Source organism: Kitasatospora sp. NPDC050543 (assembly GCF_044457565.1).
In the GTDB taxonomy this organism is placed as follows: domain Bacteria; phylum Actinomycetota; class Actinomycetes; order Streptomycetales; family Streptomycetaceae; genus Kitasatospora.
In genome coordinates this window covers 20,804-39,920 of the sequence record NZ_JBITGZ010000015.1, presented here as the reverse complement: position 1 = coordinate 39,920, position 19,117 = coordinate 20,804, and the positions used below count along the sequence as shown (strand labels likewise).

The 19,117-nt window shown below is 71.8% G+C and carries 19 protein-coding genes; 9 read left to right on the top strand and 10 right to left on the bottom strand.

The features are described 5' to 3' along the window. The first annotated feature begins 59 nt into the window (after positions 1–59). The 4 genes from pheS to ACIBH3_RS19705 all read left to right on the top strand — a co-directional run bounded on the left by pheS (position 60) and on the right by ACIBH3_RS19705 (position 5,743). Positions 60–1,181 carry a phenylalanine--tRNA ligase subunit alpha gene (gene pheS, locus ACIBH3_RS19720; RefSeq protein ID WP_396313285.1) on the top strand — a complete coding sequence of 374 codons (1,122 nt, stop codon included), beginning with the start codon at positions 60–62 and terminating at the stop codon, positions 1,179–1,181. Then, positions 1,181–3,700, top strand: coding sequence for a phenylalanine--tRNA ligase subunit beta (gene pheT / locus ACIBH3_RS19715; protein ID WP_396313284.1), 2,520 nt, complete (start codon positions 1,181–1,183; stop codon positions 3,698–3,700). The genes pheS and pheT overlap by 1 nt, the downstream gene beginning before the upstream one ends. Positions 3,701–4,064: 364 nt before the next feature. Beyond that, a complete protein-coding gene (locus tag ACIBH3_RS19710; RefSeq protein ID WP_396313411.1) occupies positions 4,065–4,913 on the top strand; it encodes a chitosanase in 849 nt (282 codons plus the stop codon). Between the two features lie 98 nt (positions 4,914–5,011). Beyond that, the gene (locus ACIBH3_RS19705) at positions 5,012–5,743 is read left to right on the top strand and encodes a hypothetical protein (RefSeq protein WP_396313283.1); all 732 of its coding nucleotides are present in this window, start codon (positions 5,012–5,014) and stop codon (positions 5,741–5,743) included. A gap of 550 nt (positions 5,744–6,293) precedes the next feature. On the opposite strand, the gene ACIBH3_RS19700 is transcribed toward ACIBH3_RS19705, so the two are convergent. The 6 genes from ACIBH3_RS19700 to ACIBH3_RS19675 form a co-directional block, all read right to left on the bottom strand. Further along, on the bottom strand, positions 6,294–6,515 hold the full coding sequence (locus ACIBH3_RS19700) for a hypothetical protein (RefSeq protein WP_396313282.1): 222 nt from the start codon (positions 6,513–6,515) through the stop codon (positions 6,294–6,296). Positions 6,516–6,672: 157 nt separating this feature from the next. Next, positions 6,673–7,011 carry a hypothetical protein gene (locus ACIBH3_RS19695; RefSeq protein WP_396313281.1) on the bottom strand — a complete coding sequence of 113 codons (339 nt, stop codon included), beginning with the start codon at positions 7,009–7,011 and terminating at the stop codon, positions 6,673–6,675. A gap of 23 nt (positions 7,012–7,034) precedes the next feature. Next, complete coding sequence (locus ACIBH3_RS19690) at positions 7,035–7,280, bottom strand: hypothetical protein (protein ID WP_396313280.1); 246 nt, start codon at positions 7,278–7,280, stop codon at positions 7,035–7,037. Between the two features lie 265 nt (positions 7,281–7,545). Then, a complete protein-coding gene (locus tag ACIBH3_RS19685) occupies positions 7,546–8,730 on the bottom strand; it encodes a helix-turn-helix domain-containing protein (protein WP_396313279.1) in 1,185 nt (394 codons plus the stop codon). A 45-nt stretch (positions 8,731–8,775) separates the two neighbouring features. Continuing rightward, positions 8,776–9,447, bottom strand: a complete 672-nt coding sequence (locus ACIBH3_RS19680) for an HAD family hydrolase (protein ID WP_396313278.1) — start codon at positions 9,445–9,447, stop codon at positions 8,776–8,778. Positions 9,448–9,601: 154 nt separating this feature from the next. After that, positions 9,602–10,471, bottom strand: coding sequence for a 3-hydroxybutyryl-CoA dehydrogenase (locus ACIBH3_RS19675; RefSeq protein WP_396313277.1), 870 nt, complete (start codon positions 10,469–10,471; stop codon positions 9,602–9,604). 269 nt (positions 10,472–10,740) lie between these two features. Here ACIBH3_RS19675 and ACIBH3_RS19670 point away from each other — a divergent pair, with 269 nt between their 5' ends. Next, positions 10,741–11,559 carry an SDR family NAD(P)-dependent oxidoreductase gene (locus tag ACIBH3_RS19670; RefSeq protein ID WP_396313276.1) on the top strand — a complete coding sequence of 273 codons (819 nt, stop codon included), beginning with the start codon at positions 10,741–10,743 and terminating at the stop codon, positions 11,557–11,559. 67 nt (positions 11,560–11,626) lie between these two features. On the opposite strand, the gene ACIBH3_RS19665 is transcribed toward ACIBH3_RS19670, so the two are convergent. Continuing rightward, entirely contained in the window at positions 11,627–12,544 is a 918-nt protein-coding gene (locus ACIBH3_RS19665) for a polysaccharide deacetylase family protein (RefSeq protein ID WP_396313275.1), read from the bottom strand. Between the two features lie 176 nt (positions 12,545–12,720). Between ACIBH3_RS19665 and ACIBH3_RS19660 the strand changes: the two genes are divergently transcribed. The 4 genes from ACIBH3_RS19660 (at position 12,721) to ACIBH3_RS19645 (ending at position 16,145) form a co-directional block, all read left to right on the top strand. Continuing rightward, positions 12,721–13,608 carry an SAM-dependent methyltransferase gene (locus ACIBH3_RS19660; protein ID WP_396313274.1) on the top strand — a complete coding sequence of 296 codons (888 nt, stop codon included), beginning with the start codon at positions 12,721–12,723 and terminating at the stop codon, positions 13,606–13,608. Positions 13,609–13,734: 126 nt separating this feature from the next. Next, positions 13,735–14,244 (top strand): FBP domain-containing protein, encoded by a 510-nt coding sequence (locus tag ACIBH3_RS19655; RefSeq protein ID WP_396313273.1) that lies wholly within the window; start codon positions 13,735–13,737, stop codon positions 14,242–14,244. A gap of 163 nt (positions 14,245–14,407) precedes the next feature. Next, entirely contained in the window at positions 14,408–14,812 is a 405-nt protein-coding gene (locus ACIBH3_RS19650) for an SHOCT domain-containing protein (RefSeq protein ID WP_396313272.1), read from the top strand. 133 nt (positions 14,813–14,945) lie between these two features. Next, positions 14,946–16,145 carry a methyltransferase gene (locus ACIBH3_RS19645; RefSeq protein WP_396313271.1) on the top strand — a complete coding sequence of 400 codons (1,200 nt, stop codon included), beginning with the start codon at positions 14,946–14,948 and terminating at the stop codon, positions 16,143–16,145. Between the two features lie 52 nt (positions 16,146–16,197). Here the strand turns inward: ACIBH3_RS19645 and ACIBH3_RS19640 are convergent, their stop codons facing one another. The 3 genes from ACIBH3_RS19640 to ACIBH3_RS19630 all read right to left on the bottom strand — a co-directional run bounded on the left by ACIBH3_RS19640 (position 16,198) and on the right by ACIBH3_RS19630 (position 18,893). Next, positions 16,198–16,572 (bottom strand): VOC family protein, encoded by a 375-nt coding sequence (locus ACIBH3_RS19640; protein ID WP_396313270.1) that lies wholly within the window; start codon positions 16,570–16,572, stop codon positions 16,198–16,200. 173 nt (positions 16,573–16,745) lie between these two features. After that, positions 16,746–17,549, bottom strand: coding sequence for an alpha/beta fold hydrolase (locus ACIBH3_RS19635; RefSeq protein ID WP_396313269.1), 804 nt, complete (start codon positions 17,547–17,549; stop codon positions 16,746–16,748). Between the two features lie 120 nt (positions 17,550–17,669). Further along, on the bottom strand, positions 17,670–18,893 hold the full coding sequence (locus ACIBH3_RS19630; RefSeq protein WP_396313268.1) for a beta-ketoacyl-[acyl-carrier-protein] synthase family protein: 1,224 nt from the start codon (positions 18,891–18,893) through the stop codon (positions 17,670–17,672). Positions 18,894–19,117 lie beyond the last annotated feature (224 nt).

The window sequence follows — 19,117 nt, the reverse complement described above, 5'->3', positions numbered from 1 at the left end:
GGGGAGCGAGCCAGCCCCATACCTGAGCACGGACGAGCAGGAGCACGGGAAAGATAGAGATGTCGGCACCCAATAAGTCGTACGACCCGGTAGAGGTCGAGGCACTCAAGCCCGAAGAGGTCGAGCGCGCCCGGGACGAGGCCGTCGCGGCCTTCGCCGCCGCCGGCACCCTCGACGAGCTGAAGCAGGCCAAGGTCGCCCACACCGGTGACCGCTCCGCGCTCTCCCTCGCCAACCGCGAGATCGGCGCCCTGCCCCCGCACGCCAAGGCCGCGGCGGGCAAGCTGATCGGCCAGGCCCGCGGCGCCGTCAACAAGGCGCTCGCCGCGCGCCAGGTCGAGCTGGAGGCCGAGCGCGACGCGCGCGTCCTGGTCGAGGAGGCGGTGGACATCACGCTGCCGTACGACCGCGCCCCGCGCGGCGCCCGCCACCCGCTGACCACCCTCGCCGAGCGCATCGAGGACACCTTCGTGGCCATGGGCTACGAGGTCGCCGAGGGCCCCGAGGTCGAGGCCGAGTGGCTGAACTTCGACGCCCTCAACCTGGGCCCGGACCACCCGGCCCGCTCGATGCAGGACACCTTCTTCGTCGCCGCTCCCGACGGCAGCCCGGACAGCGGCGTGGTGCTGCGCACCCAGACCTCGCCGGTCCAGATCCGCAGCATGCTCGACCGCGAGCCCCCGGTGTACGTGATCTGTCCCGGCCGGGTCTACCGGACGGACGAGCTGGACGCCACCCACACCCCGGTCTTCCGTCAGCTGGAGGGCCTCGCGGTCGACGAGGGCATCACCTTCGCCGACCTCAAGGGCACCATCGAGCTGCTGGTCAGCAAGCTCATCGGGGACGGCCTGGAGCTGCGCTGGCGGCCCTCGTACTTCCCGTTCACCGAGCCCAGCGCCGAGATCGACCTGCAGTGCTTCGTCTGCCGCGGCGAGAGCATCGGAAACCCCGACCGCCCCTGCCGCACCTGCTCCTCCGAGGGCTGGATCGAGCTCGGCGGCTGCGGTGTGGTCAACCCGCGCGTGCTGGTCGCCGCCGGCGTGGACCCGAGCCGCTACAGCGGATTCGCCTTCGGCCTGGGCCTGGAGCGAATCCTGATGAACCGCCACAACGTCGCCGACATGCGCGACATGGTCGAGGGTGACGTCCGTTTCACCCTCCCGTTCGGGATGGAGATCTGATGCGCGTCCCGCTTTCCTGGCTGCGCGAGTACGTCGACCTGCCGGCCGGCGAGACCGGCCGCGACGTGGCGGCCCGGCTGGTCCGCGCCGGCCTCGAGGTCGAGACCGTCGAGCAGCTGAACGCCGACCTCAAGGGCCCGCTGGTGGTCGGCCAGGTGCTGTCCATCGAGGAGCTGACCGGTTTCAAGAAGCCGATCCGGCACTGCTTCGTCAACGTCGGCGACGCCAACGGCACCGGCGCCCCGCAGGAGATCGTCTGCGGCGCGACCAACTTCGCCGTCGGCGACAAGGTGGTCGTGGTCCTCCCGGGCGCCGTGCTGCCCGGCCCGTTCCCGATCGCCGAGCGGCAGACCTACGGCCACACCTCGGCCGGCATGATCTGCTCCGCCCGCGAGCTGGGCATGGGCGACGACCACAACGGCATCATCGTGCTGCCGCCGGAGTACGAGCCCGGCGCCGACGCGATCGAGCTGCTGGAGCTCGTCGACGAGGTGCTGGACATCGCCGTCACCCCGGACCGCGGCTACTGCCTGTCCATGCGCGGTGTGGCCCGCGAGGCCGCCGCCGCGTACGGGCTGCCGCTGGCCGACCCGGCGCTGCTGGACGTACCCCCGGCCAACTCCTACGGTCACCTGGTCAAGGTCGCCGACCCGGCCGGCTGCGACCGCTTCGTGGCCCGCACGGTCACCGGCATCGACCCGGGCGCCAACTCCCCGATCTGGCTCCAGCGCCGCCTGCAGAAGGCCGGCATCCGCCCGATCTCGCTGACCGTCGACATCACCAACTACGTGATGCTCGAGGTCGGCCAGCCGCTGCACGCCTACGACCGGAACCGGCTCGACGGCCCGATCCAGGTCCGCCGCGCGCAGGAGGGCGAGCTGCTCACCACCCTTGACGGCGTCAAGCGCAAGCTGTCCGCCGAGGACCTGCTGATCTGTGACAACTCCGGCCCGATCGGCCTGGCCGGTGTCATGGGCGGTGCCACCACCGAGATCCTGGACGCCGTCCTGGACCCGGAGAGCGGCCAGGTCACCGGCTCCACCGAGGTGATCATCGAGGCGGCGCACTTCGACGCCGTCTCCGTCGCCCGCACGGCCAAGCGGCACAAGCTGCCCTCCGAGGCGGCCAAGCGCTTCGAGCGCGGCGTCGACCCGGAGGCCGCCCGCGCCGCCGCCCAGCGCGCGGTGGACCTGCTGGTCCTCATCGCGGGCGGCACCGCCGAGGCCGGGGTCACCGACATCGCGGCCCCGCACCCGGTGCGCATCATCACCATCGCCGCGGACCTGCCCGACCGCGTCGCCGGCACCGCGTACGGCCGCGAGACCGTCACCCGGCGCCTGCAGGAGATCGGCTGCTCGGTCGCGGGCGCCGACGTCCTGGAGGTCACCCCGCCGACCTGGCGCCCCGACCTCACCGACCCGTACGACCTCGCGGAGGAGGTCATCCGGCTGGAGGGCTACGACAACGTGCCCTCCCGGATGCCCACCGTCCCGCCGGGCAAGGGCCTGACCGAGGCCCAGCGGATGCACCGCCGGGTCGGCGTCGCGCTCGCGGCCGCCGGCTACGTGGAGGTCAACAACTACCCGTTCGTCGGCGAGAGCGCCTTCGACGGGCTCGGCCTGGAGCCGGGGGACCGCCGCCGCCGTACGGTCAAGCTGGTCAACCCGCTCAACGACGAGGAGCCGGCGCTGCGCACCACGCTGCTGCCGGGCCTGCTCGGCGCGCTGCGCCGCAACGTCGGCCGGGGCAACACCGACCTGGCGATCTTCGAGACCGGCACGGTCTTCCTGCCCAAGGACGAGCTCTCCGTCGCGCCGCGCCCGGCCGTCGACCGCCGCCCGAGCGACGCCGAGCTCGCCGCGCTGGACGCCGCCCTGCCGCACCAGCCGCGCCGGGTCGCCGTCGCGCTGGCGGGCGAGCGGCTGCCGTCCGGCTGGTGGGGCAAGGGCGCGCAGGCGTGTTGGGCGGACGCCGTGGAGGCGGCCCGTACGGTGGCCCGTGCCGCGGGCGTGGAGCTGACCGTCCGCCAGGGGCAGGTCGCCCCGTGGCACCCCGGTCGCTGCGCCGAGCTGGTCGTCGCCGGCACCGACCGGGTGGTCGGTCACGCGGGTGAGCTGCACCCGCGGGTGATCAAGTCGCTCGGTCTGCCGGAGCGTACCGGCGCGATGGAGATCGACATCGACCTGCTGGCCGCCGACGGCGCCGAGCGGGTCTCGGGCCCGGCCGTCTCCGCCTACCCGGTGGCCACCCAGGACGTCGCGCTGATCGTCGACGCGAGCGTCCCGGCAGCCGACGTGGAGGCCGCGCTGCGCTCCGGCGCGGGCGAACTGCTGGAGGGCATCCGGCTGTTCGACGTCTTCACCGGCGAGCAGGCCGGCGCGGGCAAGAAGTCGCTGGCGTACGCCCTGCGCTTCCGTGCCGCCGACCGTACGCTGACGGCCGACGAGGCCTCCGCCGCGCGCGCGGCGGCGGTCGCCGAGGCCCTGGCGCGTACGGGCGCGGTGCTGCGCGGCGCCTGAGCCGACACGCACGGGCGCCCGAAGGGGGCCCCGCTCCGGATCACTCCGGAGCGGGGCCCTTCGCCGTACCCGCCTTCGCGGTGGCAGGAGACCGAGGCGGGCCGAGCTGGGGCGAGGGCCGCGCGGCCCGAACCGGCGGGACGCCCCGGGGGAGCCGCCCCAGGGGCGTTGGCATGCTCTTGTTCAAGAGATCCGGTGAAGACCCTTGCGGTAGGCGGGAGATGGACGCTTCACTTGGTTAGGAAAGTTTCCTAACCTGAGCCATCGGCACCCCCATGCCCGCGCTCATCACCCCACCGCAACGCCGCACCCCCGGCGGCGTCGAACGAAGACGGAGCGTTCCATGCACTCCAAGCACCGTTCCATGCACCGCGCCAGGCACTCCGGGCACCGTACCGTCCGGATCGCACTGGCGGTCCTCCTCGCCGCCGCGCCCGCGAGCCTGGCCACCGTGAGCGTCGCACACGCGGCCGCGCCCGCGGGCGTCACCGCGAAGGCCGGCGTCGGGCTCGACGACCCGCACAAGAAGGACATCGCCATGCAGTTGGTGTCCAGCGCGGAGAACTCCTCGCTCAACTGGAAGGCCCAGTACGGCTACATCGAGGACATCGGCGACCAGCGCGGCTACACCGCCGGCATCATCGGCTTCTGCTCGGGCACCGGCGACATGCTCGACCTCGTCGAGCACTACAACAGCCTCAAGCCCGGCAACGTCCTGGCCGAGTACCTGCCCGCGCTGCGCAAGGTCAACGGCAGCGACTCGCACGCGGGCCTCGGCAGCGCCTTCGAGCGGGACTGGGCCGCCGCCGCCAAGGACACCGTCTTCCAGCAGGCCCAGAACGACGAGCGCGACCGCGTCTACTTCAACCCCGCCGTCAGCCAGGCCAAGGCCGACGGCCTGCGCGCGCTCGGCCAGTTCGCCTACTACGACGCGATCGTGATGCACGGCCCCGGCAGCGACTCCGTCAGCTTCGGCGGCATCCGCAAGACGGCCATGAAGAAGGCCAGGACCCCCGCCCAGGGCGGTGACGAGACCACCTACCTCAACGCCTTCCTCGACGCCCGCAAGGCCGCGATGAAGACCGAGGAGGCGCACTCCGACACCAGCCGGGTCGACACCGAGCAGCGGGTCTTCCTCAAGGCCAGGAACTTCGACCTGAACCCGCCGCTGAAGTGGAAGGTCTACGGCGACAGTTACAGCATCAACAGCTGACCGGCCCCGGTGCGGGGAGGCCGCGTGCCCGGTCTCCCCGCACCGGTGTGTGGGAATCCGGACGACAGTGCGACTGCCCGGCTGATAGCGTGCGCGACGTGGCAAAGCTGAATCAGATCATCGCCGTCGAAAAGGGCGTCAAGTCCAAGTCGTTCCAGGAGCTCACGCAGTCCCACCAGGACCTGCAGAAGCCCGCGTTGCTGGCCGGGCTGTCCCGGATGTACCAGCCCAAGGACGAGGAGGGCGAGCAGCTGCCGCCGGAGTCCACCCGCGTCCAGGTGAAGGCCGAGGACGTGCTGCGGACCACCGCCGCGACCCTCACCCGCCTCTTCGACGTCACCGCGACCAAGGACTGGGCGAACACCACCGCCCGCGCGGACGTGGTACTCGACGGGCGGACGCTCGTCGCCGACGCCCCGGTCACCTACCTGCTCTTCCTGGAGAAGCAGCTGACCGACCTACGGACCTTCGTGCGCAAGCTCCCCGTCCTGGACGCTGCCGAGTCGTGGAACCACGACGCCTCCACGGACTCCTGGAAGACTGAGACGGTGCGCACCATCCGCACCAAGAAGGTCCCGCGCAACCACGTCAAGGCCGAGGCCACGGAGAAGCACCCGGCGCAGGTCGAGGTGTATTACGAAGACATCGCTGTCGGGTACTGGAACACCGTCAAGTTCTCCGGCGCCCTCCCGGCCCGCCGGGTGAACGAACTGCTGGAGCGGGTCGAGAAGCTCCAGCAGGCCGTCCAGTTCGCCCGCGAGGAGGCCAACAGTGCCGAGGTCGCCGACCGCAAGGTCGGGGACGCGGTGTTCGGCTACCTGTTCGGGTAGCCCCATGATCGCCCCCGTATGAGAGCGGGGGTGGCGCGAAGAGCGCAAGCTGACACTGAAGTTGAAGCTGACATCAGGGAGCACGGTGGAGGTTCGACTCCTCCCCCCGGCACCGCGTGCCGGGGTAGCCCAAGTACGGCAGAGGCACCCCTGTGAAACTCAGACTCTCGCTCTAGTCTCAGCATTCGCCGCCGAGCGCCGGATCGACCGAGTACGGGCAGCAAGCGTCGGATACGGGTTCGACTCCCGTCTGCGCCTCTCCATGGCGCGGTAGCTTCAATGGCAAAGCACGATGCTGTGAGAATGACCCGCACTCTTAAACGTGCCGGCGCAAGCAATTGGGTGGCACCTCAGGGGCCCGGGTAGCTGGATACCGCTCCCGGGCCCCGTCACCGTTTCCGGCCCCTTCGCCGTGGATCCTCACCGCGCGTCCCGGCCGTGAGACGCGATAACCCGCACGGAGAGCACTCCGCCGGACGGCTGTACCGGACGCAGCGGTTGGCCGATAGCGAGAAGACCCCCGAGCCCTGGCGCTCCAGGGGCGTCGGTCTCAGCGAGGCTTTGCCGACCAGCCGTCTGGCAGCCGGTAGAACGTCGTGGGGACGACACCCGCCTTGCGCACGCCGTTGGCGCCCGCTTCAGTGATCGTCACTGGTACCCGCACCGGGACGAGGTCGCCTCGGGCGATCTCCCCGAGCTCGACGGCACGCATCGCGACGGCGTGGTTCTCCAGCCATTTGTGGGCCTGGAATGCGGCGTTGGTCTCTGTCATGCGCCGAGTATGGCAGCGGCTGTAGTTGCGCCGGGCTTGTTCATACACGACACCTGGCAGTCGGGCGGCGAGTGCTGGCAGTTCGCCGCGCCGTTGATCTCACCCGTTGCCGGGTTCCCCCACAGGAACAGGTCCGCGGAGTATCCAGCCTGAGCCATCAGGTCGGTGGTGCGCTGGATGATGACGCCGTTGAACCGGGTGGGGTCGGGCCGCTCGGGGAAGTGGTCACCGGGCCGCCCAGCTTGGCGCACAGGTCCTCGTACGCCTTGGTGTGGAGGATCAGGGCGTGCCAGCCCTCGTCTACAACGCGCGACGGTGCCATTCGGCGGTCGCGGAACTGGCCGCACGCCGCGACGAACTTGAGCGCCTCAGCGACGATGCGTTCGGCGAGCTGGTCCTTAATGCCGAGGTTGTTGTCCTTCATCGTTGCGACGACGGCCGCGAACACGTCGGGCGGGACGAGGCCCCGGGGGTCCTTGATGGTGGTGGTGTTCAACGTTCTCCCTTTGGTCTCAGAACTCACACGGCGGCGGAAGCTTCAACTTCGCCGTTCGCCGGCGGAGCCCGGCGCCCGTGGCGGTTGCACGAGCAGCCCACCTGCGGGCACCGACACACGAGCACCCGGGCCTGCGCCTCGTCGCGGATGCCACCTGGACAGCCCCAATGAGCGCCGAACTGGCACTCCGCCGTGATGAACTGGCCATCCCTCCGGCAGTCGAACTCGATGACGAACCTGTCGGTCGCGATCCGCTCGGCCGTCGTCACTCGGCCACCGCTGGCGCGTGCCCCGGGCAGGCGACGACGGCCCAGCCGAGCTGATTTCCGCCGGAGGTCGGGGTGTAGGCGTGGCCAGCGGGCACTAGCGGCGGCGCTGTCGAACCGCACTCGATACACGCCTGCCCGTGAAGACGTATGGGACTGACGACCTTGCTGAACGCCAGGTCGGCCCGGGTTGGTACCTGCTCTGCTGTCACATCTCTATGGTTCCCCGCCGAAATGGCCCCGGGTGACACAACGTGTGTCACCCATCTCAGACGGCCTTCGCCCACCTGGCGAACGTGAGCAGCCGCTCGTCTCGGCCGCGGCTGAGGCGAACCATCGTCGCGAGTTCAGCGCGCACCTGACCGTGCTCACGTACGTGCTGGGGCGCGATGGTGCGCGCCACCTCCAGGGATTCCCGGGCATGCAGAGGCCGTCCCAGTCGCATCTGCGCGCGGCCGAGGTCGATGTAGTAGTGGGAGCGGCGCTCGGCTGGCAGCTCGCACGGCGGGGCCCACCGCATGGCGCTGGCAACCGTCTCGCGCAGGTCGCGTTCCTCGTTCAGCTCGACGGCCACTGCCAAGGTGTGGATCTGCAAAGAGTCTGGCCCCACCGCAGTACCCGCATACGTGGCCTCCCGCATACCGGAGATCAGGCCGGCCGCCGATGCGAGGTGGTCTCGCGCGGCCCCAGCGTCACGCATCCGGCCCGCAACGACAGCCGCCCGCATGTGCAGCGACCCAATAGCAGCGCGCATCTGCGCGCTGCTGTGCGGAGGTGCGGCGTCGATGGCCTGCTGGAGCGCGCGCAGGCCTGTCGACAGGGATCCGCTGAGGAGAAAGACCTCCGTCCGCACGTAGGCTGCGGCCGCATCGAGGGCGGGGTCCTCGGCGATACCTGCCGCCCAGCGCATCAGCTCGATCAACCGGCCGGACAGGTCGCCGTACCCGTGCTTGTATGCCACCGCGTCTGCGGACCGGTATACCGCCGTCAGGAGGCCAGCGGAGCATTGCCGATCCGCGCCCCGGCACTGGTCGACCGCCCGGGCAAGCTCAGCAAGAAGCGGCGGCAGGGCGGCGGCGAGAGTGGCGTACTGCGCGTTCATACGCTGCTCGACCCCGAGTTTGACGAGTGCGGTGAGCTCGTTGAGTGGCCGTACAGGCCCGTCCTCTGGCAGGTCGTACTCGGCAATTGCCTGCTGGATCGCCGGGATCGCGAGGTGCACTCGGCATTCGCTGTGGCCCGGGCCGTCGAGCAGGTGCTCAGGTGTGACTACCAGGGCATCCGCGACGGCCTGGAGAACGTCGTCACTCGGCGTGCGGCGGCCCTGCTCCATCTTGCGGATCATGCTCAGGGACGTTGCCGAGAGATCGGCGAGGTTCTGCTGCGTCAGTTTCCGCGCACCATGCGCAGCAGCAATGCGCTTCCCGAGGTCGACGGCAGTGGTTCCGGGCATACCGGGCTCCGTTCCGTGCATCCACTCCGAACGGTACCCGGGTTGTCACATGCTGGGGGCTGGAACCGCCCCGCCTGGCCTACTGGTCAGCTGGTCAGCGAGGTCATGCAGGGATATGGCTCGCCAGTCGGCTGCGGCCACGGCCGGGCTGTCTGCCCAGAGATGGCCGAGGGGGCCGCGCCGCAGGTGTGCGGTCCGCAGGCCGGCTGCCCGGCCAGGCGTGATGTCGTTCGCCGGATGGTCGCCGACGTATACGATCTCGTGCCGCTCGCCGGGCGCCCACTCTGCGACCCGGTCGAAGAACCGCCGGTCCGGTTTGGCCAGGCCCCACTCGGAGGACGTTCCGATGGCGTCGGCCGGGAGCTTCATTCCCCGAAGGAGATCGCCGACGCGGTGGTTCTGGTTGCCGGCAACGCCCACCCACAGGCCAGCGTCCCGCAGCCGCTGAAGTGCGGGCCGCACGTCCGGGTACAGGTCGGTTTCGTCCAGGTACTCGTCCTGTCCAGCGGTCCGGCGAGCGTGCCACTCTGCGGCAACGTCGCAGCCCGGCTTGATCAGGCGGATGGCGTCCGCATTGTCCCGGCCCTGTGCGACGACAGCGCCGACCAGTGCGGACATCGTGTGGGTGGGGATGGCGAGCCACCGGGCCCAGTCCGCCCAGTAGCGGGTGTCGCTGGTCAGGGTCTCGCCGATGTCGAACACCACGGATCGGATCACGCAGCGAGCCTACATAGGCACCGGCGCGTTATCGGTGGCCGCCCATACGATCGCGGCATGCCTGACACGGAGCGGCCCGGACTAGACCATTGCGGTCTGGTCGGGCCGCTCTGCTCTCCCTGCGTCGGTCGGGCGAGGCAAGAGAAAGCCCAGGTCAGGCGCCCGTGCTGTAGTCGTAGAAGCCACGGCCGGACTTGCGGCCGAGAAGGCCGGCGTCGACCATGCGGGACAGCAGCGGGGGAGCGGCGTAGAGCGGCTCCTTGTACTCGTCGTACATCGACTCGGCGATCGAGACGATGGTGTCCAGGCCGATCAGGTCGCACAGGCGCAGCGGGCCCATCGGGTGGGCGCAGCCGGCCTCCATGCCCTTGTCGATGTCGGCGGCGGTCGCCACACCCGACTCGAACATCCGCACCGCCGACAGCAGGTACGGCACCAGCAGCGCGTTCACCACGAAGCCGGCCCGGTCGCGGGCCCGGATCGGCTCCTTGCCGAGCACCTGGGTGGCGAAGGTCTCGACCCGCTCGGTGGTCTCGGCTGAGGTGGTCAGCGTCGGGATCACCTCGACCAGCTTCTGCACCGGCGCCGGGTTGAAGAAGTGCAGGCCGATGACCTGCTCCGCGCGCGTGGTGGCGGCGGCGAGCTTCACGATCGGGATCGAGGAGGTGTTGGACGCGAGGATCGCGTCCCGGCGCTCGATCACCTTGTCGAGCGTCTGGAAGATCTGGACCTTGATGTCCTCGCGCTCGGCGACCGCCTCGACCACCAGGTCGCGGTCGGCGAAGTCGGACAGGTCGGTGGTGAACGTCAGCCGCGAGAGCGCCTCGTCGCGCTGCTCCTCGCTCAGCTTGCCGCGCTTGACGGCGGTCTCCAGGGAGTTGGTCAGCCTGCTGCGGCCGAACTCCAGAGCCTCGCCGGAGGCCTCCGAGACCAGGACGTCCAGCCCGGCGCGGGCGAAGACCTCCGCGATGCCCGACCCCATCAGGCCGCAGCCGATCACTCCGACGCGCGCGATGTCACTCACTCAGGTGCCCTTCGGTGGTGCTGGGGGTGCCCAGCGACAGGTGTTCCCAGCATGCTGCTGTTCAGCGGGCCGCGCGCCGGGTCTGGTGTTCCGGTGCGCCGCCCCGACGACGGTACTACTCCGTACGGCCGGGTGGGCCACCTGGACCTGCGCTGCTCCGATCGGATGAGCCGGATCGGGTGTGTGCGTGTGGCCCGGGGCGGTGGCCGGCCGGCGCCGACACAATGCGGGGGACCGGGGGCCACGGGGGTGGTGCGGAGGGAGCGGACATGCCGACGGGATCGCTGGCGGGACAGGTCGCGATGGTCACCGGCGCGGGCCGGGGCATCGGGCGGGAGATCGCCATCGGCCTCGCCGCCGAGGGCATGTCCGTCTGCCTGCTCGGCCGCACCCACGAGACGCTGATCGACACCCTCAAGGAGTGCGCGCGGCACGGCTCCCGCGGCATCGCGCTGACGGTGGACGTGACCCGCTTCGGCGCGGTGCACGACTGCGTCAGGACCATCAAGCGGGACCTGGGGCCGATCGACCTGCTGGTCAACAACGCCGGGCAGATCGACCGGGCCGAGGTGCCGTTCTGGGAGACGGAGCCGGGCAACTGGTGGCAGGTCGTCGAGACCAACCTGCGCGGTCCGTTCAACACCATGCGCTGCGTACTGCCGGACATGGTCGAACGCGGCCGCGGCCGGGTGCTCAACCTCAACTCGGGCTTCGCGCTGCGCCCCGACGGCGACTACACCGCGTACGCGACCTCCAAGGGCGCGCTGCTCCAGCTCTCCGACAACATGGCCGACTCGCTGGCCGCCCACGGTGTGGTGGTGCTCGACATCAGCCCGGGCGCCGTCGCCACCGACATGACGGCGGGAATGCCGATGTTCAAGGACATGAAGACCTGGGGCAGCATCCCCTACGTGGTCGCCGTCATGGTGGACGCCGCCCGTGGCCGCTTCGACGCGCTGCACGGCCGCTTCATCCACGTCGACCGGGACAACCTGGAGAAGCTGGTCGCCCGGGCCGAGGAGATCCGCGCGACGGACGCCCGGACGCTGCGGCTGCGCCCGTACGGCCCGGACGACCCGCTGGCCTGAGCCCCGCGCGGGCCTGGCCTGCGGGCGCCTCGCGCGGTGCCGAGCCGCGGGCCGGTGCGGCCGGGGGCTAGGCGCAGAGCTGGCTCGCGGTCACCGCGCTCAGCCCGGACTTGGCCAGACCGTCCAGGATGGCGGGCAGCGCGTCGATCGTGCACTGGTGACCCATGTGCAGGGCGACCACCGAGCCGCCCCTGACCCCGCTCAGCACCCGGCGCTGAAGGGTGTCGGCGCTCGGGTCGTTGTAGTCGCGCGGGTCGACGTCGAACGAGAGCACGTGCTCGTAGCCGACCGCCTTGGCCTGCTCGCGCACCATCGGCGTGGCGTACTGGGCCGCGGACGGCCGGAACCAGCGCCCGATCGAGCCGGTCAGCTGCTGGAGCCGCTGCGCGCACCGGGCGATCTCCTCGCGCGCCTGCGCGGGGCTCATCGCACCGATGTCCTGGTGGTTCTGGGTGTGGTTGCCGAGCTCGTGGCCGCCGTCCAGGATGCGCCGGGCCATCTGCGGCTGCTGGTCGAGCCAGCTGCCGATCGCCATCACGGTGAGCCGGGCGCCGCGCTGCTCGGCGACCTCCAGCAGCCTGGTGGCCATCGCGGGGTCGCCCGCGCCGTGGAAGGTGAGGGCGACCAGCCTGCGGTCGCGCGGCCCGTTCACCACCTCGAAGGGCGTACCGGCGGCGAGCGGCGTCAGCGTGGGCGGCGTGGGCGGCGTCGGCTGGGCGGACGCGGTGCCGGAGGCCGTCACGGTGGGGCTCGGGCTCGGCGCCGGGGTGGCGGCCGCGGTGGTGGGCCCCGGCCCGGGGATCGGCGGGTCCACCGGCCCTGGATCGGTCGGCTGGACCTCGACCGTCCCGGGCCGGACGGCGAGTTCGCTCGGTCCGGAGCGGTGGGCGGGGGTGTCGCCGCAGGCGGCGGCCAGGGCGCCGACGGCGGACATGGCGGCCAGCTTGGCTGTGGAGCGCAGCAGGGTGCGTCGGTCGGCAGTCATCGCGAGCCAGCATAGAGAGGCGGGTATGCCCCCGTGATCCGAGGGATGCGCCGAGGCCGGTGTGTCTACGGGGCGATCTTCGGTACGATCGCCGGACACAGCGTCGGATCAGACCCAGCGTCGCACCGGACGCGGCGTCAAACCGGAGACGGCGTCGGACCAGTGGGGGCGGGCGGATGCGCGAGGACGCGATACAGGGCGGGTCGGCGGGCGAGGGCGGCGCGGCCGGCGAGGGCCGCTGGCAGTGGGCCCGGGCCGAGGAGTGGCAGCCCCCGACCGAACTGCACACCGAGATCCCGCACCCCGCCCGGATGTACGACTACTACCTCGGCGGCAAGGACAACTTCGAGGCCGACCGCGAGGCCGCCCAGGCCGCCATCGCCGCGTACCCGGCGCTTCCGCTGCTGGCCCGCACCAACCGTGCCTTCCTCGGCCGGGCGGTGGCCTTCGCGGCCTCCGCGGGCATCCGCCAGTTCATCGACATCGGCACCGGCATCCCGGCGGTCGGCTCCACCAGCGAGGTCGCGCAGCACGTCACCCCGGACGCCAAGGTGGTGTACGTGGACAACGACCCGATCGTGGCCACGCACGCCCGCGCCCTGCTGGCCCGTCACCCGGCCGGCCACACCAGCGTCCTGGAGGCCGACCTCCGTGACCCGGAGGCGATCCTCTCCGCCCCCGGTGTCAAGCAGGCCATCGACCTGGACGAGCCGGTCGCCCTGATGCTGGTCGCGGTGCTGCACTTCATCCGGGACGAGGAGGACGCCGCCGAGATCGTCCGGACGCTGCGGGACGCGCTCGCGCCGGGCAGCGCGCTGATCCTCTCGCACGGCAGCCCGGACTTCATCCCGGAGGACGTGGCCGCCGCGGGCACCAAGGTCTACACCCGGGCCAGTGCGCCCCTGGTGCTGCGCCCCCGGGCGGACGTCGAGGCCTTCTTCGGTGACTTCACGCTGGTCGAGCCCGGGCTGGTGCAGCTCCCGCTGTGGCGTGCCGACAAGGACGAGCTGCCCGAGGGCTGGCAGGACGTGTCGGCGTACGCGGGCGTCGCGTTCAAGAGCTGACCGACCGGCCTGCCGACCCTCCGCCTCGGGAGCCGGGCCCGTAGTCGACCCCTGAGGCACTGCCGCCCAGGTGGGAGGCATAAATGGCGCGACGCCCCGGCCGGGCCGGTGCTAGCTTCCAGAATCATGAACCCGCTCGGCGAGAACGACATCCGCAACTCCTTCGTCAACTGCTCCAAGGGCGAGGCCCGCAGACTCAACCTCCCCCGCGGCCTCGCCGAGCTGCCCTGGGCCGACCTGGACTTCCTCGGCTGGCGGGACCAGGGTGCGCCCGACCGCAGCTACCTGGTGGCCGAGCGGGAGGGCGGGCTCGTCGGTGTCACCCTGCGGGTGCCCAACATCCGCAAGAGCCTCACCAAGAGCAACGTCTGCTCCTTCTGCATCAGCACCCATGCCGGTTCCGGGGTCTCCCTGCTCACCGCCCGCCGGGCCGGTGAGGCCGGCCGGCAGGGCAACACGGTGGGCACCTACATGTGCGCCGACCTGGCCTGCTCCCTCTACCTGCGCGGCCTCAAGAAGTCCGCGCTGGTCAGCCGGCCCGACGAGTCGCTCACCCAGGACGAGCAGATCGCCCGTGTCCTGACGAACCTGCACGCCTTCCTCGACAAGGTCCTGCTGGGCGCCGGGCAGTCCTGACCGGCGCCCGGCCCGCGCCTGCCTCCCGTCTGCCCCGGGCACCCGTCCGGCCGCGGTCCGGATGCCGTACCTCCACCGGGGTGCTATCTGTGAGATCCGGACTGAGAGCACACCGGTGCGAACGGCCGGGCCCCCGGGCCCGGCGATCGGGAGTGAGACGGGCATGGACGACTACCCGCTGTTGAACCTGTTCTGGACCATGATGTGGTTCTTCCTGTGGATCATGTGGCTGTTCCTGCTGTTCCGGATCGTGGTGGACATCTTCCGCAGCCACGACCTGGGCGGCTGGGGCAAGGCCGGCTGGCTGATCTTCGTGATCATCCTGCCGTTCCTCGGAGTCCTCGTGTACCTGGTCGCCCGCGGCGGCAAGATGGGCGAACGCGATCTCCAGGACGCCCGCAACCGCGAGGCGGCGTTCCAGGAGTACGTGCGCCAGGCCGCCGCCACGTCCGAGGGAGCGGCCGGCGGCAGCCAGGCGGACCAGCTCGCCAAGCTCGCCGAGCTCAAACGCAGTGGCGACCTCAGCCAGGAGGAGTTCGAGCAGGCCAAGGCACGGCTGCTGGCCTGACTCTCCCCGGCGCCGCCCGGCTCCCCGGCGCGAGGTGACGGGCGGGCGGACGGACGCACCCGGTCCCCCTGTACGAGCCGGGCGAGCCGGCTCGTACGGGGAGGTGCGCCGACTCGGCTAGCCTGAGGGCACGATGAACTGCCTGACGACGCCCTGGGGCGACTTCGACCTCACCCGCTTCCCCGAGGACCCCCGCGACAGCCTCCGCGCCTGGGACGCCGCCGACGAGTACCTGCTGCGGCACCTGAAGGGCATCGACGGCGCAGCGCCCACCGAGCTGTCCGGCACCGTGGTCGTGGTCGGCGACCGCTGGGGTGCGCTGGTCACCTCGATCGCCGAGCACCGCCCCGTCCAGGTCAGCGACTCCTTCCTCGGGCAGCAGGCGACCAGGGCGAACCTGGAGCGCGGCGGCGTGGCCCCGGGAGCCGTCCGGCTGCTGTCGACCAGGGACACCGTGCCGGAGCGGATCGACGTCCTGCTGGTCCGGGTGCCCAAGAGCCTCGCGCTCCTGGAGGACCAGCTGCACCGGCTGGCCCCGGCCGTCCACGCGGGCACCGTGATCGTCGGTACCGGCATGGTCACCGAGATCCACACCTCGACGCTGAAGCTGTTCGAGCGGATCCTCGGGCCCACCCGCACCTCACTGGCGGTGAAGAAGGCCCGGCTGATCTTCTGCACGCCCGATCCGCAGCTCGCCCCGGCCGCCAGCCCGTGGCCGCGCAGCTACACCCTGGCCGCCGACGCGGGCGCCGGCGCCGGCCTGACCGTCACCAACCACGCCGGCATCTTCTGCGCCGAACGCCTCGACATCGGCACCCGATTCCTGCTGCGCCACCTTCCCCGCAGCCGCGGGCCCGAGCGCATCGTGGACCTCGGCTGCGGCAACGGCGTGGTCGGCACGGCGGCGGCGCTGGCCAACCCCGAGGCCGAGCTGCTGTTCATCGACGAGTCGTACCAGGCCCTCGCCTCGGCGGAGGCGACGCTGCGCGCCAACCCCGCCACGGCGGACACCGAGGCCCGGTTCCTGGCCGGTGACGGACTGTCCGGTGTACCGGCCGACAGCGTCGACCTGGTGCTCAACAACCCGCCCTTCCACACCCATCAGGCCACCACGGACGCCACGGCCTGGCGGATGTTCTCCGGTTCCCGCCGGGCGCTGCGCCCGGGGGGCGAGCTGTGGGTGATCGGCAACCGGCACCTCGGCTACCACGTGAAGCTGCGCAGGCTCTTCGGCAACTGCGAGATCGTCGCGAGCGACCCGAAGTTCGTCATCCTGCGTGCCGTCAAGGGCAAGGACCGGGGCCGGGCCCGGGGCGGGCAGTCGGGGAGCTAGCCCGCCCGCCCGGGCCCGTCCGGCGTCCGGCCCGGCCCTGCGTTCCCGCGGGCTACGGCTCCTGGAGCACCGAGAGGATGTTGCCCGCCGGGTCCCTGAACCAGGCGATGGCCGGGCCTTCCTCCGCCCGGACCACGCCCTTCTCGTCCGCCTCGAAGCCGGGGAAGCGTTCGATGCTCACGCCCCGCGCGGTCAGCTCGTCGACCGCCTTGTCGACGTCGTCGACGGAGAAGTTGAGGATGGTGAAGACCGCCGGGACGTGGTCGGCCTTGGGATAGACGAACACGCTGGCGCCGCTCCCCAGCTTGAGCCGCAGCGTGTCGTACTCCTCGGAGACGCTCAGGCCCAGCGTCTCGCCGTAGAACTGCTTGGCCTTCTGCAGGTCGTCGACGGCGAAGCCGCTGAACGCCTTGGTGCTGCCGAACATGGCTGTTCCCCTTCCGGTTCCATCCCCCGCCTTCCGGTGCCTCCCCGGTGGGCTCCGCGCGGCGCGGCCCCACCTTCCAGTGTCGCGTCGTCGGGAGCCGCTGCAATGCGCAGCGTCCGGGTGGACGAGCTCCGGCCGTACGGCGCTGCCCGCCCACGAGCGGTACGGCGCCGCTACGCGGCCCGGGCGGAGAGTGCCTCCAGGACCAGCCCGGCGATGCGGGCGGGGTGGGTGTTGAGCGTGAAGTGGCCGGCGCCGGGGATCGACACGTGGGTGACCCGCGGGCAGGCGTCCAGCGTCCGGCGCTCGCCGGCGGAGAGGCCGACCGCGTCGTCGGTGCCGAAGACGACCCACGCCCGCACGCCCGAATCGCACAGCCGTGGTGCGACCGAGCCGTGGGCGTCCAGGTGACGGAGGTACTGGCGGAGCGCCCGTCGCACGACCCGGGGGTCGTTCCGGCGGATCTCGGCGGTCAGCGGCGCGAGCCGGTGCTCGGGTACCTCGCCCTTCAGGATGCCGCCGCCCATCGCCAGGACCAGGGCGAACGGAAGATGACCGAAGACGCTTGCGAGGCGGTCGAGCGCCCGCGGCACCCTGGACTCGTCGCGGCGGGAGAACGAGGGCGCGAGCAGTACCACCGGCCCGCTGAACTCCCTGGCCGCCACCATCTCGATGGCGACGTTGGCGCCGACGCTGTGCCCCACCACGACGTCGGCGGCGACCAGGCCGGCCAGCCTCCCGGCCTGCGCGGCACAGGTCTCGATGCTCAGGTCCTCGGGGGCAGGTGTGCCGGCATACCCCGGCAGGGTGGTGGCGACCAGGTGGAGGCCGCGGAGCGCCGGCTCGGCGGCCAGGTCGTCGTAGAAGGCGGCGCCGGCGAGTGCGCCGGGGAGCAGCAACGCGGTGCGTGCGGCGTCGGGCGGTCCGCTCTCGGACAGCTCCCAGCCGTCGGCGGTGGTCCGGGTCCTGTTCAGCATGACCGCGCCGTCCCTCCTCCCAGCCTGCCCCCGCCTCCACCATCGCGCGCCGGTGGGGGAGCCGCCAGGCGCCGGTCCGGTCCTCGTGGGAGACGGGACCGGCGCCTGGCGCCCCGGCGGTCAGGGGGCGGGGGTGAACACCAGCGAGGCGTTGTGGCCGCCGAAACCGAAGGAGTTGGTCAGTGCCGCCCCCACGGCCCCCCGCCGGGGCCGGCCCGTGACGACGTCGAGCTTCACCTCCGGGTCGAGCGAGTCGAGGTTCTGCGTCGCCGGGATGATCCCGTCGCGGACGGCGAGGATCGCGGCGAGGGCGCCGACCGCCCCGGCCGCGCCGAAGAGGTGGCCGGTCATCGACTTGGTCGCGGTGACGGCCGGGTGGGTGCCGAGGGCTTCGGCGATCGACCCGGCCTCGACCAGATCCCCCTTGGGCGTGGACGTGGCGTGGGCGTGCACGTGCGTCACGGCGAGCGGGGACAGTCCGGCGGCGGCCAGCGCCAGGCGCATCGCGCGGACCTGGCCGTCGGGGTGCGCGGCGGTGATGTGGTGCGCGTCGGAGGTGACGCCGGCTCCGGCGAGCGTGGCGTGGACGCGGGCGGCCCTGGCCGCCGCGAACCCGGCGCGTTCCAGGACGAGCACCGCGGCTCCCTCGCCGATGACGAAGCCGTCGCGGTCGGTGTCGAAGGGCCGGGACGCCCGCCGGGGCTCGTCGTTGCGGGTCGAGTGGGCCTTGGCCTGGGCGAAGCCGGCCAGGGGCAGCGGGTGGATGCAGGCCTCGGTGCCGCCGGCGACGACCACGTCGGCCCGGCCGAGCCGGATCAGGTCCAGGCCCAGCGCGATGGCCTCCGCGCCGGACGCGCACGCGCTGACCGGCGTGTGGGCGCCGCCGCGCGCCCCGAGTTCGATGCTGACCCAGGCGGCCGGCCCGTTCGCCATCAGCATCGGGACGGTGTGCGGGGACACCCGCCGCACGCCCGAGGCCTCCAGGACGTCGTCCTGGCCGAGCATGGTGAGCGCGCCCCCGGTGCCGGTGCCGATCACCACGGCCAGCCGGTGCGGATCGACCTCGGGCGCGCCGGCGTCGGCCCAGGCCTCGCGGGCGGCGATCAGCGCGATCTGCTCGCAGCGGTCCATCCGGCGGGCCTGTACCCGGTCCAGTACCTCGGTGGGTTCGGCCTTCAGCCGGCCCGCGATCCGTACGGGCAGGCCGGCCGCCCAGTCCTCCTCGATCGTGCGGATCCCGGATTCCCCGGCCAGCATCGCGGCCCAGGTCGAGGTCACGTCCCCGCCGAGCGGCGTGGTCGCCCCGAGGCCGGTGATCAGGACGTCGTTGGCCTGCGCGTTCATGGAGTGGTCCCCCCTTGTGTTGGAGATACAACTCCCCGGACGGGCGATCTGCCCGGGGAGGCTGGCTGTGCGCCACTCTGCCAAGGGTGTGACGGTCGATCAGGTGCGGCGCCTGACGGAGTCGAGTGCCTACGAATTGTGGGATTCCTCCATTCTCGACCCGCCACGAGTCGACTAGTGATCACCGCGTGACGGGTCGGCCGCGCCTCGCGCACCCGGCCGGC

Coding starts and splice junctions, on each gene's coding strand:
- pheS (WP_396313285.1), top strand. CDS start 60: ATGTCGGCACCCAATAAGTCGTACGACCCGGTAGAGGTCGAGGCACTC.
- pheT (WP_396313284.1), top strand. CDS start 1,181: ATGCGCGTCCCGCTTTCCTGGCTGCGCGAGTACGTCGACCTGCCGGCC.
- ACIBH3_RS19710 (WP_396313411.1), top strand. CDS start 4,065: ATGCACCGCGCCAGGCACTCCGGGCACCGTACCGTCCGGATCGCACTG.
- ACIBH3_RS19700 (WP_396313282.1), bottom strand. CDS start 6,515: ATGACAGAGACCAACGCCGCATTCCAGGCCCACAAATGGCTGGAGAAC.
- ACIBH3_RS19685 (WP_396313279.1), bottom strand. CDS start 8,730: ATGCCCGGAACCACTGCCGTCGACCTCGGGAAGCGCATTGCTGCTGCG.
- ACIBH3_RS19670 (WP_396313276.1), top strand. CDS start 10,741: ATGCCGACGGGATCGCTGGCGGGACAGGTCGCGATGGTCACCGGCGCG.
- ACIBH3_RS19665 (WP_396313275.1), bottom strand. CDS start 12,544: ATGACTGCCGACCGACGCACCCTGCTGCGCTCCACAGCCAAGCTGGCC.
- ACIBH3_RS19660 (WP_396313274.1), top strand. CDS start 12,721: ATGCGCGAGGACGCGATACAGGGCGGGTCGGCGGGCGAGGGCGGCGCG.
- ACIBH3_RS19655 (WP_396313273.1), top strand. CDS start 13,735: ATGAACCCGCTCGGCGAGAACGACATCCGCAACTCCTTCGTCAACTGC.
- ACIBH3_RS19650 (WP_396313272.1), top strand. CDS start 14,408: ATGGACGACTACCCGCTGTTGAACCTGTTCTGGACCATGATGTGGTTC.
- ACIBH3_RS19645 (WP_396313271.1), top strand. CDS start 14,946: ATGAACTGCCTGACGACGCCCTGGGGCGACTTCGACCTCACCCGCTTC.
- ACIBH3_RS19640 (WP_396313270.1), bottom strand. CDS start 16,572: ATGTTCGGCAGCACCAAGGCGTTCAGCGGCTTCGCCGTCGACGACCTG.
- ACIBH3_RS19635 (WP_396313269.1), bottom strand. CDS start 17,549: ATGCTGAACAGGACCCGGACCACCGCCGACGGCTGGGAGCTGTCCGAG.
- ACIBH3_RS19630 (WP_396313268.1), bottom strand. CDS start 18,893: ATGAACGCGCAGGCCAACGACGTCCTGATCACCGGCCTCGGGGCGACC.